Origin of the sequence: Streptomyces alboflavus, assembly GCF_000716675.1 — a bacterium.
Taxonomy (GTDB): Bacteria; Actinomycetota; Actinomycetes; order Streptomycetales; family Streptomycetaceae; genus Streptomyces; species Streptomyces alboflavus.
Window position 1 is genome coordinate 130,260 of the sequence record NZ_JNXT01000009.1, and the last position, 14,857, is coordinate 145,116.

Genomic DNA, 14,857 nt, shown 5'->3' on the forward strand with positions numbered 1-14,857 from the left:
GCGGTTCCCAGGGCGTGGTGGTCATGGGCATGGTATCCGCGCGTCCGGGCGGCGGGGACTCGCGCGTACGGGTCGGCGATGGACGAACTGCCGTAGCGGGCCCGTTCGTGGCTCCGGCGGGGGCCGTGGCGCGCTCCGCCGTTCGTGCTTCCTGTCAGCGATGAGGGTTTCCCTGGTCGGGGTCGTCGTCGGGGGTCTGCCAGGTCTCGCCTCGCTGCGCTTCGCCGCCCGGGGGCCTGGTGCCGGGGGCGGGTGTGCTGCTTCGGGTGCGGCGGGCGGCGCGGCGGCGGCCTGCGACGAACATGGCGAGGAGGCCGACGACCACGACGACGCCGACGATGATGAGGACCAGCGAGGCGCCACCGGAGGCGGCCAGGACGGTGTGACTGTCAGTACGCATTCCGGTGGTGTACCCGATCGTCGGCAAAAATCGCAGGGCCGGGCGAGTGGGAAACGCGGGACCGGACGGCCGCCGAGTGGTGATTGCGGAAGCTCGCAGGGGGTACCGGGGTATCTCCACGCGCGCTCGCGTGCCCGAGGGCGCACCCTTGAGGAACGGGTCCAAGGCACAGCCGGCTGCCGGGGCCGGAGGCGTCCGGGCGTGATCCGCTCCGGAGTGCGAGGACGGGCGTGCGAGGACGGGCGTGAGGACGGACCAGACACCTCACGAGGCCCGCGTGACGAGAGGAAGGCGCATCGCATGTCCGACAACAAGCCGCTCGACGGCCACCGTGTACTGGTGCTCGTCACCAACTATGGAGTCGAACAGGACGAGCTGCTGGTGCCTGTCCGCCGGCTACGGGAAGACGGCGCGGACGTCACCGTGGCAGCCGTGAGTTCGGACCCCATCGCGACACTGGTGGGCGACCGGGACGCCGGCGAGACGGTCGAGCCGACCACCACGCTCGAGACGGTGGACCCCGGCGCGTACCAGCTGCTGCTGATCCCTGGCGGCACCATCAACGCCGACCAGCTGCGCCTGCAGCCCAAGGCTCTCGAGGTGATCAAGAAATTCGCGACGTCGGGCCGACCGATCGCTGCGATCTGCCATGGGCCCTGGGCCCTGGTGGAAGCCGACGTGCTGCGCGACAAGACCCTGACCTCCTACCCCTCCGTTCGTACGGACGCCTGCAACGCGGGCGCCAAGAGCTGGGTGGACGAGGCGGTCGTGAGCGACAGCGCCAACGGCTACACCCTGGTCACGTCCCGGACGCCGAAGGACCTCGACGACTTCGTGCGCGAGGTCTCCAAGGCCTTGGCCGGCGAAGTCCCGATCACCGGCGAAGCGCGCCGCTGAGGCCGGGACCGCGACTCCGGGGGAGGGGCTCAGAAACAGAACAGCACAGATCAGAAGTGAGGACGGGTCATGCCTGCTGGATCCAGCAAGAAGCGTGAACGGCAGTACGAGCACATCAAGGAGAGCGCGCAGGAGCGCGGGGCCTCCGCCGAGCGTGCGAAGGAGATCGCCGCGCGGACGGTCAACAAGGAGCGGGCGCGGGCGGGGGAGTCCAAGACGGCCAGCAAGACGTCGACGCGTGACAAGAAGTCGGCGTACCAGCGCGGCGGTGAACGCTCGCACAGCGGAGCGCAAGGCCCCACGCGCGACCAGCTGTACGAGGAGGCCAAGAAGAAGAACATCCACGGCCGCTCGTCGATGAACAAGCGGGAACTCAAGCAGGCCCTCGGCCACTAGTGAGTGCCCTCGGTCACTAGTGGGTGAGGAGCCGGAGCTCTCCGGGCCATCGACGTGTGCCGCTTCCTCGCTGGGCATCGCGTGTTCCACCACGGTGGGAGCGTCGCAGCGATGACCCGAGGCGGGCCGGAGCTGCGCTCACTCAAGGCCTCTCGGCCGCGCTGGGCCGGTCCTCGCGGTGGCGGCGGCCCGGCAGCATGTCCTGGACCTTGGCCTTGAAGCCCTGGCGGACCATGGCGGCGCGGTCGCTGTCGCCCTTGAGGACGGCGGCCGCGGCCGACTCGATCTGGTCGAGGGAGGCGTGCGGCGGGATGGGCGGTACCGCCGGGTCGGTGCGGAAGTCGATGACGCAGGGGCGGTCGGCGGTCAACGCCGCCTGCCAGGCGCCCCGCACGGCCTCCGGCTTCTCCACCCGCATGCCGTCAAGGCCCAGCGAGCGGGCGAAGTCGGCGTAGGCGACGTCGGGGAGCGACTGCGAGGGCAGGAACTGCGGGGCGCCGGACATGGCGCGCATCTCCCAGGTGACCTGGTTGAGGTCCTGGTTGTTGAGGACGGCGACCACCAGGCGCGGATCGGCCCACCGCTCCCAGTACTTGGCGATCGTGATCAGTTCGGCCAGGCCGTTCATCTGCATGGCCCCGTCACCCACGAGCGCGATCGCCGGGCGGTCACCGTGCGCGAACTTGGCGCCGATCACGTACGGGACACCCGGCCCCATCGTGGCGAGCGCGCCGGAGAGGGAGCCGCGCATCGCGCCGCGCAGCCGCAGGTGGCGGGCGTACCAGTTGGCGGCAGAACCGGAGTCCGCCGCCAGGATCACGTCGTCGGGAAGCAGCTCGTCGAGCGTGTGCGCGACGTACTCGGGATTGATCGGATCCGCGCCGACCGCGGCACGCCGCTGCATGACGTCCCACCAGCGGGCGGTGTTCCTCTCGATCTGCTTGCGCCAGCTGTGGCCCTCGGCGGGCCGCAGGAGCGGCAGCAGGCGGCGCAGCGTCTCGCGGGCATCGCCGACCAGGTTGATCTCGAACGGATAGCGCAGGCCGACCATGTGCGGGTCGACGTCGATCTGCACGGCGCGCGCCTGGCCGAACTCGGGCAGGAACTGGGTGTAGGGGAAGCTGGACCCGATCACCAGCAGGGTGTCGCAGTCCCGCATCATCTCGTACGACGGCCGGGTGCCAAGGAGCCCGATGGCACCCGTGACGTACGGCAGGTCGTCGTCCAGGGTGTCCTTGCCGAGCAGCGCCTTCGCGACGCCCGCGCCCAATTGGTCGGCGACCTCCATGACTTCCTGCCGGGCCCCGCGCGCGCCCTGCCCGATGAGGACAGCGACCTTCTCGCCCTCGTTGAGCAGCGCGGCGGCGCGCTCGATGTCCTGGTCGGGCGGGACCGGTGCGGACCGGGTCATGCCCAGGCTGGAGGGCACCATCTTGAACGCGTGGTCGGGAGCGGAGTAGTCGAGCTCCTGCACGTCCGCGGGGACGATGACCGCCGTCACCGTACGGCGGGCGATGGCGGTGCGCATGGCCCGGTCGAGCACGTTCGGCAGTTGCTCGGGGACCGTGACCATCGCGCAGAAGTCGGAGGCGACGTCCTTGTAGAGGCTCAGCAGGTCGACCTCCTGCTGGTACGAGCCGCCCATCGCGCTGCGGTCGGTCTGGCCGACGAGCGCGACGACCGGGACGTGGTCCAGCTTTGCGTCGTACAGGCCGTTGAGGAGATGGATCGCACCGGGCCCCGACGTGGCGGCGCACACGCCGACGCGGCCGGAGAACTTGGCGTAGCCGACGGCTTGGAAGGCGGACATCTCCTCGTGCCGGGCCTGGACGAACTCGGGCCTGTTGTCCGCTCGCCCCCAGGCGGCGAGCAGTCCGTTGATGCCGTCGCCGGGGTAGGCGAAGACGTGCTCCACCTCCCAGGCGCGCAGCCGCTCCAGGATGTGGTCGGAGACCTTCGTCGACATGGTGCTGACCTTCCGGTGGGGTGCTGAGGTGCTGGCGTCCGGGCAGGGCTGGGCCGGGCCGGGCGCGGGGGGATCTCGCGCGGCGCACCGCTGCGGCGGCACCAACGGCTACCGGTCCTTGTTGCCGCCGTTGCCGCCGTTGCCGCCGTGGCCGCCGTGGCCGCCCGTGCCGCGGCCCGCTGCCCGCCCGTCGTGGCTCTGTCGCTGCTTCTCGCGCTGTCCTTCGGCCCGTAGCCGCTCGTCGCCCAGCGCGATGCCGTCAGCCTCCTTCTTGCGGCCCAGCACCCGCTTGAACGCGGCCTTCATCCAGCCCATCCGTTGCCACCTGTTCCTTCGGCCGACCAGACCGACCCGGCCGGTGCGTGTGGCCCCCGGGTGCCCGGGCCGTGGCCTTCTACGCGGCGGGGTTCCCGCCGAAGTCCGCCGCCGTCCGGCTCTCCCGTTCGCGGGGTCCGGGCCGAGGGGGGTGGACGGAGCCGGGCGTTCCGGCGACGTGGATGGAGCGCGTCGGCTCGGGTACCCGGGCCGTGCGGCGGTGGCGGACACCGCCGGAACCTGCCGAAGGAGGCACTGTGGCCCAGCAAGTGCGCGACATCATGACGGACACACTCGTCGCCGTCGAACCGCTCGCTTCGGTGCGCGAGGTGGCCCGCCTCATGCGTGACGAGGATGTCGGGGCCGTCCTCGTGACGGAGGGGGACGAGCTGCGCGGGCTGGTCAGCGACCGCGACCTGGTGGTGCGGGTGCTGGCCGAAGGAGCCGACCCGGACCGGACGACGGCCGTCGGCGTGTGCAGCGAGGCGGTGGTCACCGCGGGCCCGGACGAGCACCTCAGCCGGTTGGCGGAACGGATGCGTGAGCACTCGGTCCGCAGGGTCCCGGTCGTCGACGGCGGCCGGGCGGTGGGCATCGTCGCCCTCGGCGACCTGGCCGTCGAACGGGACCCGGAGTCCGCGCTCGCGGACATCAGCGCGGCGAAGCCCAACCGATAGCGGCCGGGCCGCGGAAGCGCACCACACCACACCCAGTCACAGTGAAGGGAGCCCTGCCATGGGGCACGGCGGAAACGTGATCACGGAACTCACCATCGACCACCGCGAAGTCGAAGAACTCTTCGCGATGATCGAGGCCCAGCCGGTCGGCGACGAGCGGCACCGGAAGCTGGCCGACGAACTGACCATCGAGCTGGTACGCCACTCCGTCGCCGAGGAAGCCCACCTGTACCCGGCGGTCCGCGAGCACATCCCCGATGGGGACAAGATCGCGGACAAGGAGATCGCCGACCACGCGCGGGTGGAACAGCTCCTCAAGGACCTCGAAGGCCTCCACGCGAAGGAGCCGGACTTCGACCACCTGGTGGCCAAGCTGAAACTCGACGTGAGCGAGCACATGCGCGACGAGGAGACCCGGCTGTTCCCGCTGCTGACCGCGGCATGGACGCCCGAGGCCCTGGACGACCTCGGCGACAAGGTCCGCACCGCGAAGAAGACGGCCCCCACGCGCCCGCACCCCTCCACCCCGTCCACCCCGCCCGGCAACAAACTGCTCAGCCCCGGCCTGGGGCTTGTGGACCGGGCCCGCGACCTGCTCACGGGGCGCGGCAAGGGCTGAGCGCGGCCGCGAGACGGCGCGGGCTTGTGCTCGCTTCGAGCAATGACGCGGGGCTTGTGCTCGTTTCAGGCCATGACGCGGGGCCTGTGCTCGTTTCAGGCAATGAGCAGACGCAGCCCGAGATCCGCCGCCTCGCGGTCGGCGAGGTAGCCGTTGCGGTCGGCCCACCGGCCGGAGCGCAGGTCGGCGCGGAGGCTCTGGACCGCGCGTCGTTCGGATTCCGGGCCGACCCTCGTCCATACAGACATCGCGCGGCGGACGTGGTCCGCCAGGTACGCCTCCGGGCGGCGCCAGTACGCCTCGAACAGGCCGTCGGCGCAGTCCCACGGGACGGGTACGGGCTCGGTGCGGGCGCCGATCGCGGCGGCCATTGCGGCGAGCGAGGGGAAGTCGGCGAGGACGTCGGTGAATTCGGGCAGGTAGTCGCGGGTGAGCCAGAACCGGTCCTGCCAGCGGGGCTCGTCGGTGTCGAAGGTGAGCACCACCACGCGCCGGGCGACGCGCCGCATCTCGCGCAGGCCCGCGACGGGGTCGCCCCAGTGGTGCACGGTGGAGACGGCCATCGCGGCGTCGAAGGAGCGGTCCTCGAACGGCAGGCGCTCCGCGGCGGCGGACACGCACGGCGCCGCGTCGGCGGGCCGCTGCGCCCGCATGACCGCCGACGGCTCCACCGCGGTCACGTCGCGGTCGACGGGCTCGTAGGAACCGGTGCCCGCCCCGACGTTCAGCACCGTCCGCGCGTCGCCGAGCGCGTCCCAGATCTGTGCGGCGATGCGCGGATCGGTACGCCGTGTCGCGGGGTAGGCGCCGCCGATCGCGTCGTACAGCCGTGCACCGAGTACTTCCAGTTGTTCCTCCGGCGTCACCTTCAGTCCCTTCGCCCGCGCGTCAAGTTCCTTGTCGATGGCGGTCACCATGGCGTCGGCGCGGTCGCGCCGTTCTAGGAGCAGGCCGCGCAGCCGGCGCAGGTGCGCGACCGCGTCGACGGACGCGTCGTCCACCAGCGCGGCGACCTCCCGCAGCCCGAATCCCAGTCGCCGGTACGCCAGTACCTCCCGCAGCCGCTCCACGTCGTCCGCCGAGTAGGCCCGGTACCCGGCGGCGGTCCGTGCCGACGGCCGTACCAGCCCGATCGCGTCGTAGTGATGCAGCGTGCGCACGCTCACGCCGGCCAGCTCGGCCACGTGTCCCACAGTCCAGTGATCTTCCACGGCACCGACTATGCGGCCTGACGTCACGTGAGGGTCAAGGGCCTGCTTCGCGGCTGCAAGAGGCGCAGCCGACGGGCGGGTTCCCCCGACACCGACAGCCGAGGATTGTTGTATGACTCACACAGTTGGGAGCGATTCCTCGCCATGATGCGGGGCGTCCCGCGCGCTCCCTCGGGTGCGCCGCTGAGCCGCGGATGCGGAATCTCCGGCTCGGCATGGGCATGATGTGACGTCCGATGATGGCCGAAGGTGGCCCCTGTGGGGCAAAAGCCCCTGAGCGGCGTGTTTGCATGTGTTGATGATCGCTGACTCGCAGGACATCGCCACGCCCCGGACCTACGTGGACCGGATTCTGGAGCACTGGTACGAGGACGAGGGCGCCGAGGCACTCGTCCAGGGGACGCAGCGGCTGACCAGAGGGGAGGCCCGGCGGCGGCTGTTCGGTCTGGGGCACGCGCTGCGCGGGCAGGGGCTCCAACCCGGCGACGGCGTGGGGCTGTTCCTGGCGAACCGCGTGGACTCCGTCCTGGTGCAGCTCGCGGTGCATCTCATCGGCTGCCGCGTCGTGTTCCTGCCGCCCGAGCCGGGGCCCGGCGAACTCGCCGCGCTGGTCGAGCAGTCCCGGGCCCGCGCCGTGGTCACCGATCCGATGTTCGCGCGACGGGCCGCCGACGCCGCCGGGCGCAGCGTCCACGCACCCGCGCTGCTCAGCCTCGGCCCCTGCGAGCAGGAGTGCGCCGACCTGCTGTCGCTGGCGGCCGAGTGCCCCACGACGCGCCCCGCTGCCGTCCCGACCCCGGGACCGGACGAGGCCGTCACCGTCCTCTACACCGGCGGCACCCTGGGCCGCCCTAAGCTCGCCGCCCACAGCCACCGGCCCTACGAGATGCTCCTGGAGCCGGTGGCCGACGACCCCGAGGACTCCGGCACCGCGTTCTTCCCCGCCATGGACCCGGCCACGGACAGGGTGCTCACCGCCACCCTGCTCACGCACGGCAGCGGCCATCTCACCTCGATCCAGGCGCTGGTGACGGGGTCCGCCCTCGTCGTGCTGCCCGAGTTCGAGGCGGGCGCGGCCCTCGCGGCGCTGCGTGCGGAGCGGATCACCGCCACCATGTTCGTGCCGCCGATGCTGTACGCCCTCCTCGACCACCCGGAGTGCGTGCCGGGCGTCCTCCCGTCGCTGCGGCGGATCGTCGTCGGCGGCGCGGCCTCTTCGCCCAGCAGGCTGCAGCAGGCGGTCGAGGTCTTCGGGCCGGTGCTCAGCCAGGGCTACGGGCAGTCAGAGGCGCTCGGCATCGCCTCGTTCGGCGCGGAGGAGCTCGCCTCGGAGGGAGCCCGGCGGCCCGAGCTGTGGCGCAGCTGCGGTCGCGCGATAGCCGGCACCGACATCGAGATACGCGACACGGACAGCGCGGCGGCGCTGCCCGTCCGAGGAGTCGGTGAGGTGTGCGTCCGGGGTGAGACGGTGATGCTCGGCTACTACGAGGACCCGGCGCGCACCGCGGAGGCCCTGCACGACGGCTGGCTGCGTACCGGGGACATCGGCTACCTCGACGCCGACGGCTACCTCTATCTCGTCGACCGCGCCAAGGACATCATCGTCACCGGCAGCACGAGCGACAACGTCTACTCCCGGGTCCTCGAGGACTTCCTGCTCACGCTGCCCGGGGTGCGCAACGCGGCGGCGCTGGGCGTGCCGGACGAGGAGTTCGGGGAGGCCGTGCAGATCTTCCTGGCCACGGCCGCGGGCGCGGACGTCGTCCCGGCGGCCGTCGGCGCGGCGGTGACCGCGGAGCTGGGGGAGCTGTACACACCCCGGAAGACGGTCCTGCTCGACGAGCTGCCGACGACCAAGGTCGGCAAGGTGGACAAGAAGGCGCTGCGGGCCGCGTGGACGGGTGACGCGGTGGGCGCGCCGTAGCGGGGTGCCCCACCGGCCGCCCGGCCCGTCGGGCCGACGGGAACTGCGCCCGAGCCACGTAACGTCTCGGTCCTGGAACACATGACGGAATGGGGCAGGTGGGGATGGAGTCGCTCGCGGAGCTGCTGGGAGAGCTGAAGGAGCGGTCCGGGCTCAGTTTCGGAGTGCTGGCCAAGCGGCTTCCCCTCAGCGCGTCGACGTTGCACCGGTACTGCAACGGCGAGGCGGTGCCGACCGAGTTCGCGGTGGTGGAACGCCTGGCCCGGATCTGCGGTGCGACGCCGCAGGAGCTGGTGGAGGTGCACCGGCGGTGGGTCCTGGCGGACGAGTACCGGGGGCGGAGAGCGGAAGCCGCGGCGGCTCCTTCGTCCGACGCCGAGGACGCCCTGCGGCCCGCGCGCCCTCCTCGACCCGCGAACGGCCCGCACCCCGCCGGGTCGAGCGCCCCGGAGCCCGACGCCGAGACCCTGTCCGGCCCGGGCTCCGCACCGCCCCCGGCGCGCAGGCGCCGCACCCTCGTCCTCGCGGCCGCCGTCGCCGTGGTCGTCGCCGTGGGCTCCCTCGCCCTCGCCCTCAACGGCGGCCGTGACGACGGCGCCGACGACGACAAGAGCCGCCGGATCGCCGGGCCCACGGCCCCGCCCGACCTGAGCCCCAAGCCGTCCGATCCAACGGGAAAGAGCGCCGACAAGGACGAGCCCCACGGCAAGGGCACGTCCCACGAGACGAATCCGCCCAAGGACCCCGAGGGCGAGGACAGCCCCCGGGACGAGGGCAAGTCCCCCGGGGTGGGCGTGAAGGTCGCACCCTCCGGCCCGGCCTCCCGGACGGGGAGCCCGCCGCTCGGTGCCTCCCGGGGCGACGGCAAGGGTCCCGCGTCCGGCGACCCCGAGGGCGAGGCCCCGGGCGCCGCCCTGACGGCGCGCACCAGGCCGTACGCCTACGAATACGAGGACGACTGCGTCGAGAGCTTCCTGGTGAACCGCGCGCCGGACAAGGTGCCCGCGATGCCCGCGCGGCAGGACGTGCCCGCCTGGGTGGGCGAACTCGGCGCCGTCTCGGCCCGCGAGCAGTACGTCGAGGTCACCGTGCAGGGCACGGGCGAGGAGCCGGTCGTCGTGAAGGGCATGAACGTCCGGGTGCGGTCCACCGGCGCACCGCCCGCCTGGAACAACTTTCTCGTCGGAACCGGCTGCGGCGAGGTGGTGGAGACCAAGTACTTCTCCGTCGACCTCGACGCCGCGGCGCCGCGCCTCACGCCGAGGGCGGACCAGGACGACTTCCCGTACAAGGTCAGCGAGAGCGACCCGCTGGTGTTCTACGTCACGGGCCGCGCCGAGAAGCACGACGTCCGCTGGTACTTGGAAGTGGAGTGGTCCCAGGGCGACCGGCACGGCACGCTCCGCATCGACGACCAGGGCAAGCCGTTCCGCACCAGCGGTGTGCGGGGGCGCCCCACGTACGAGTGGGGAGGTGCGGGCGAATGGCTCCGGGTCGGCGGGAGGAACGCCTGGTGACGGCCTGTTGCCGAGTCACCGGGGTGCCCGAGTAGGGTCGGAGGCTGCGTGACGGCTGACGGCCGCGTCCTGGCCTCCCGGCCCTTGCGGGGGCAGATGCGTACGGGACCGTCCCGGCCCCACCCGGGACGGGCCCCGGCGTGCGCGCGTGCGGGAGGACTCCGTGCGCGCCGGGCACCGGGATGCGGCTCCCGACGTCTCACGGGCAGTACTGCGGGCCCCCGGGTCCGTACCCCCCACACAAAGAGCCGCGCGTGCGCGGCCGCAGATCAGGAGCACCAGTGCAGGGCATCCCCCACATAGCCAGCACACCGCACGACGGGCGTTCGTCGCCCGTACCCCCTGCGCGCGGGGCGCGGCCCACGGGCCGTGACATGACGCCGCGCGTGCCGTACGAGGCCGCGACACCGCGCGTGCCGTACGAGGCGGCGACGCCGCACGCGGCCCCGGTGACGCGGCACCCCCGGGCCGCCGACCCGCAACTGCCCGTGTTCATCGACGAGTCGGGCTGGCGCCGACGGGCCCTGCAAGGGGTCGCGGTCGTCGTGAGCTGCGCCTGCGTCGGGTATCTGCTGTTCGTCGGCACGCTGATGAGCGGGCTGCTGCGGCCCGTCGGCACGCAGCCGCCGAGCACGAACGAGTCGGTGCCCGCGGGACCCGACACCGGCAAGCGGGCGCAGCGCTCCGACGCGTCGGGGCGGACCGACGCCCACGCGGACCGCGACAGCCACCGCCGCCCGTCCTCCGGCAGATCCGTTCGACCCCCGGCCGGAGGCCCCGGGCAGTGAGGCGCGGCGCCGCTGTCCGCCGCCCGCCGCGCGGACACTGGCTCGTGCTCCTCCTCGTCCTGCTGGTGGTCGCCGTCACCCTCCTCTTCGAGGGCTGGACGACCCACCAGGTCGACGCCGCGCGCACCAAGCCGCCGTGCACCCGGCCGATCCCGCGCGCGGCGGACGACGGGAAGCCGCTGCTCCGGTTCGGCCCGAAGGGCGTCACCACCGCGGCCATGCCGCCGGGTACCGTCGCGCTCACCTTCGACGGCGGGCCCGACCCGGTGTGGACGCCGCGCCTGCTCGACCTGCTGCGCAGACACCAGGCGCGGGCGACCTTCTTCGTCTACGGCAAGGACGCCGCCCGGCACCCGAAGCTGCTGCGGCGGATCCTGTACGAGGGCCACGAGATCGGCTCGTACACCTACAGCGGCGGCGATCTCGGCGTAGCGTCGGCGCTGCGCGCCCGCCTGGAACTGTCGCTCACGCAGACCGCCCTCGCAGGCGCCGCGGGTGTCAACACCAGGCTGCTGCTGCTGCCGCACACCACGGCCGCGGACACGCTCTGCGGCCCCCAGTGGCCCGCGGCGAAGCGCGCCGCCGAGCAGGGGTACCTGGTGGTCGCGTCCGACTACAAGGACCGCAAGCCGTGGCGTGGCCTGGTGTCGCAGCACAGCCAGACCGACCTGGGCTACCGCGAGGCGCAGGACCTGCTGCGGGACCGCCGCGTGCAGCGGTTCACGACCATCAGCGGCGGACTCGGGCGGCCTTCGTTCGTCGACGCGGTCCCGGTCGCCGACGAGGTCAAGGGCGCGGGTCTGATCTGGTCGAAGAAGCTCGGGCAGGCCTTCCTCACCGTGATGGTGTGGACGCTGACCCTCGCGGGCACGCTCGGCGTCCTGCGGATGCTCCTGTTCACGGTGTTCGCCCGGCTCCACGTGCGCAGGCTGCACCGGTACCGTCCCGGCGCGCCACGGCTGCGCGAAGTGCGGGACCCGGTGACGGTGCTCGTGCCCGCGTACAACGAAGAGGCCGGTATCGCCTCCACCGTGTACTCGCTGCTCGCCTCCACCCATCCGCACTTCCAGATCATCGTGATCGACGACGGCTCCACCGACGCGACCGCCGACATCGCCGAGTCCATCGCCGACGCCGACCCGCGCGTGACGGTGATCCGGCAGCCCAACGGCGGCAAGCCGAGCGCCCTCAACACCGGCCTGGCGCACGCCCGGTACGACATCGTGGTGATGGTCGACGCTGACACGATCTTCGAACCGGAGGCCCTGGCCCGCCTCGTCCAGCCGCTCGCCCACCCGGCGGTCGGCGCGGTCAGCGGCAACACCAAGGTCGGCAACCGGCGCAGTCTGATGGGCAAGTGGCAGCACCTGGAGTACGTGCTCGGCTTCAACCTCGACCGGCGGATGTTCGAGGTCCTGGAGTGCATGCCGACGGTGCCGGGGGCGATCGGCGCCTTCCGCAGGGACGCGCTGATGGGCGTCGGCGGTGTCAGCGACGAGACCCTCGCCGAGGACACCGACCTCACGATGGCGCTCTGGCGGGCCGGCTGGCGCGTCGTGTACGAACAGTCGGCGGTCGCCTGGACCGAAGTGCCGGGCACCCTCAGGCAGTTGTGGCGCCAGCGCTACCGCTGGTGTTACGGCACCCTCCAGTCGATGTGGAAGCACCGGCGCGCGGTGGTGGAGGTCGGCCCCGCCGGACGCTTCGGCCGCCGGGTGCTGCTCTACGTCACGCTGTTCCAGATCGTGCTTCCGCTGTGCGCGCCGGTCGTCGACATGTTCGCGCTGTTCGGGGCGCTGTTCCGCGACCCCGTGGAGGCTGCCCTCGTCTGGTTCGGGTTCCTCTCCGTGCAGCTGGTCACCGCCGCGTACGCGCTGCGGCTCGACCGTGAACGGCTGCGCGTGCTGTGGGTGCTTCCGCTCCAGCAGTTCGTCTACCGGCAGTTGATGTACCTGGTGGTCATCCACTCCGTGACCACGGCACTGCTCGGAACGCGGCTGAAGTGGCACAGCATGAAGCGCGCGGGGACCGCCGACCCGTATCTGCTCGAAGCGCCGCCCGACGAGACGCGGCGGAGCCTGCAAGGGAGCCGACCATGACAGACCCGCTCGACCAGCGGGCCGGGGACTGCCCGCCCGCGCGGGAGCCCGGCCCGCTGGAGGACGCCACCGCGCCCGATCCGGCTCAGCGCTTCACCGACCGCCCCAGCTCCCGCTACGGCCCCCGGCGCGCCCACGCCCGCCAGCCGAAGAGGAAGCGCCGACGGCTGCGGCGGGCCCTGCTCGTCCTCCTCGCCGTGGTCGTCGTCGCGGCGGGCGGCGCGTACGGATGGGCCGAGACCCGGCTCCGGCGTGACGTCGACCTCGGCGCGTACGGGGACCGGCCGCCGCCCGGCGAGGGCACCAACTACCTCATCGTGGGCTCAGACAGCCGTGACGGGCTCTCCGAGGGCGACGTGCAAGATCTGCGTGCGGGCGGGGGCGGCGGGCGGCGCACCGACTCGATGATGCTGCTCCACACCGGCGCCCACGGCACCAGCATGGTGAGCCTGCCGCGCGACTCCTGGGTCACCGTGCCGGGCCGCCTCGACACCCTCACCGGCAAGATGAAGCACCCCGAGGGCGACAAGCTGAACGCGGCCTTCGCCTACGGCGGCCCCGAACTCCTGGTCCACACCGTCGAGAAGAACACCGGCCTGCGCATCGACCACTACGCGGAGATCGGTTTCGCCGGGTTCGTGAACATCGTCGACGCCATCGGAGGCGTACGCATGTGTCTGGACCGGGACATCAAGGACAAGAAGTCGGGTGCCGACCTGCGCAAGGGCTGCCAGACCCTGGACGGCCGGCAGGCACTCGCCTTCGTGCGCCAGCGGCACCAGGAGCGGGAGGGCGACCTCGGCCGCTCCAAGAACCAGCAGAAGTTCCTCTCGACCCTCGCCCACCAGGCCGCCCGCCCCGGCACGCTCTTCGACCCGACGGAGATCGGCCCCGCCCTGCGGGCCGGCCTCGACACCCTCATCGTCGACAAGGACATGAGCCTGCGCGACCTCGCCACGATGTTCCGCGCCGTGCAGGGTGTCGCGGGCGGGAAGGGCAAGCAGATCAACGTCCCCGTGTCCGGTATCGGCGTCCCCACCTCCAAGGGCAACGTCCTGAAGTGGGACGCGAAGCGGTCCGCCCGCCTCTTCGCCGACCTGCGGCACGACCGGCCCGTGACGGAGACGGGGGAGACGTCCCGGCAGCGCGAGCGGGGCGGCAGGGACCGCCCCGCCGGACGGCGAGCCGGGGCAGTCGCCCCTCAGGACTGCTCCGGCACCAGGAACTCCCGCAGGTCCACGACCCCGTAGCCCGCCGCCCCGATCGCGTCGAGGATCCGGGGGAGCGCCTGGGCGTCGAGCACGACCCCGCCGGTGCTGCTGCCCACGTGCATCTGGATGATCGCGCCGGGCGCGAGGGCGTCGACGGCCCGCTCGACCACCCGCTCCACGGTCATGCCGCGGCCCGGCCCCAGATAGCCGTTGGTGTCCGTGGTGAACTCGATCGCCGCGTACCCGAGAGCGTTGACGTCGGCGACCGACGCGGTCGTGGTGGAGCTGTAGGGGAAGCGGAAGAACGGCAGCGGCTCGGTCCCCGCCGCGGCCCGGATCGCCGCGTCGGCGCGGCGCACCTGCCGGTGGCGTGCGGCGGTGCTCAGGCCGTCGAAAGAGGGGTGGCTGTGGGAGTGGTTGCCGAGGCCGTGCTCGGCGCCCATGGCCCGCACCGCCGCGGGGTGGGCCTCGGCGTACTCCCCGGTCGGGAAGAACGTCGCCGCCAGGCGTCGGCGCCGCAGCTCGGCCAGGACCACGTCGACGCCCCGCTCGTCCCACGCCGCGTTGAAGGTCAGCGCCACCACCTCGCGTGCCGTGGGCAGCCGGCGGATCTCCCTGCCAAGCAGGGAGTCCGGCGGGTGGGGGCCCGCGGCCGCGGCCCGCCCCGCCGCCAGGGGCACGAGACCCGTGGCTGCCAACAACCCTGCCAGGACGGCCCGTCGTGTGGAGTCCATGGTGCGTGAGTCTGCGGGCGCCAGAGCCCTCGCCCGTGCACGCCGTGCCGCGCAACCGGGTGGTCCCGGCGGCGCTCCGGCACGGGAAGCGCCGAGGTCGCCC

Annotated in this window: 14 protein-coding genes; 9 read left to right on the forward strand and 5 right to left on the reverse strand. The window is 72.6% G+C overall.

Annotated features, from left to right (window positions below):
* Positions 1-154 precede the first annotated feature (154 nt).
* Positions 155-400 carry a DUF6479 family protein gene (locus OO63_RS09780; RefSeq protein ID WP_031192420.1) on the reverse strand — a complete coding sequence of 82 codons (246 nt, stop codon included), beginning with the start codon at positions 398-400 and terminating at the stop codon, positions 155-157.
* Between the two features lie 300 nt (positions 401-700).
* Between OO63_RS09780 and OO63_RS09785 the strand changes: the two genes are divergently transcribed.
* The gene (locus OO63_RS09785; RefSeq protein WP_031192419.1) at positions 701-1,297 is read left to right on the forward strand and encodes a type 1 glutamine amidotransferase domain-containing protein; all 597 of its coding nucleotides are present in this window, start codon (positions 701-703) and stop codon (positions 1,295-1,297) included.
* Between the two features lie 69 nt (positions 1,298-1,366).
* Positions 1,367-1,693 (forward strand): hypothetical protein, encoded by a 327-nt coding sequence (locus OO63_RS09790; protein WP_030363729.1) that lies wholly within the window; start codon positions 1,367-1,369, stop codon positions 1,691-1,693.
* 142 nt (positions 1,694-1,835) lie between these two features.
* Here the strand turns inward: OO63_RS09790 and OO63_RS09795 are convergent, their stop codons facing one another.
* Complete coding sequence (locus tag OO63_RS09795; protein WP_031192418.1) at positions 1,836-3,659, reverse strand: thiamine pyrophosphate-requiring protein; 1,824 nt, start codon at positions 3,657-3,659, stop codon at positions 1,836-1,838.
* A 108-nt stretch (positions 3,660-3,767) separates the two neighbouring features.
* Positions 3,768-3,974, reverse strand: coding sequence for a hypothetical protein (locus OO63_RS09800; protein WP_030363724.1), 207 nt, complete (start codon positions 3,972-3,974; stop codon positions 3,768-3,770).
* Positions 3,975-4,231: 257 nt separating this feature from the next.
* Between OO63_RS09800 and OO63_RS09805 the strand changes: the two genes are divergently transcribed.
* Together OO63_RS09805 and OO63_RS09810 are read left to right on the forward strand one after the other, a co-directional pair.
* Positions 4,232-4,651, forward strand: a complete 420-nt coding sequence (locus OO63_RS09805; protein WP_030363725.1) for a CBS domain-containing protein — start codon at positions 4,232-4,234, stop codon at positions 4,649-4,651.
* 58 nt (positions 4,652-4,709) lie between these two features.
* Positions 4,710-5,270, forward strand: a complete 561-nt coding sequence (locus tag OO63_RS09810; RefSeq protein WP_030363726.1) for a hemerythrin domain-containing protein — start codon at positions 4,710-4,712, stop codon at positions 5,268-5,270.
* Between the two features lie 95 nt (positions 5,271-5,365).
* Here the strand turns inward: OO63_RS09810 and OO63_RS09815 are convergent, their stop codons facing one another.
* Positions 5,366-6,463: a MerR family transcriptional regulator gene (locus tag OO63_RS09815; RefSeq protein WP_031192417.1), complete on the reverse strand. Its 1,098-nt coding sequence runs from the start codon at positions 6,461-6,463 to the stop codon at positions 5,366-5,368.
* A gap of 316 nt (positions 6,464-6,779) precedes the next feature.
* On the opposite strand from OO63_RS09815, the gene OO63_RS09820 reads away from it, so the two are divergent.
* The 5 genes from OO63_RS09820 (at position 6,780) to OO63_RS09840 (ending at position 14,059) form a co-directional block, all read left to right on the forward strand.
* On the forward strand, positions 6,780-8,405 hold the full coding sequence (locus OO63_RS09820; protein WP_234335443.1) for a class I adenylate-forming enzyme family protein: 1,626 nt from the start codon (positions 6,780-6,782) through the stop codon (positions 8,403-8,405).
* An 89-nt stretch (positions 8,406-8,494) separates the two neighbouring features.
* Positions 8,495-9,922, forward strand: a complete 1,428-nt coding sequence (locus tag OO63_RS09825; RefSeq protein WP_031192415.1) for a helix-turn-helix domain-containing protein — start codon at positions 8,495-8,497, stop codon at positions 9,920-9,922.
* 374 nt (positions 9,923-10,296) lie between these two features.
* On the forward strand, positions 10,297-10,710 hold the full coding sequence (locus tag OO63_RS09830; protein ID WP_157853977.1) for a hypothetical protein: 414 nt from the start codon (positions 10,297-10,299) through the stop codon (positions 10,708-10,710).
* Between the two features lie 44 nt (positions 10,711-10,754).
* Positions 10,755-12,809 (forward strand): bifunctional polysaccharide deacetylase/glycosyltransferase family 2 protein, encoded by a 2,055-nt coding sequence (locus OO63_RS09835; protein ID WP_248782204.1) that lies wholly within the window; start codon positions 10,755-10,757, stop codon positions 12,807-12,809.
* A complete protein-coding gene (locus OO63_RS09840; protein WP_078619051.1) occupies positions 12,806-14,059 on the forward strand; it encodes an LCP family protein in 1,254 nt (417 codons plus the stop codon). Before OO63_RS09835 ends, OO63_RS09840 begins: the two co-directional genes overlap by 4 nt.
* On the opposite strand, the gene OO63_RS09845 is transcribed toward OO63_RS09840, so the two are convergent.
* Complete coding sequence (locus tag OO63_RS09845; protein WP_031192412.1) at positions 14,011-14,754, reverse strand: polysaccharide deacetylase family protein; 744 nt, start codon at positions 14,752-14,754, stop codon at positions 14,011-14,013. The two genes, OO63_RS09840 and OO63_RS09845, sit on opposite strands and share 49 nt — an antisense overlap.
* Positions 14,755-14,857 lie beyond the last annotated feature (103 nt).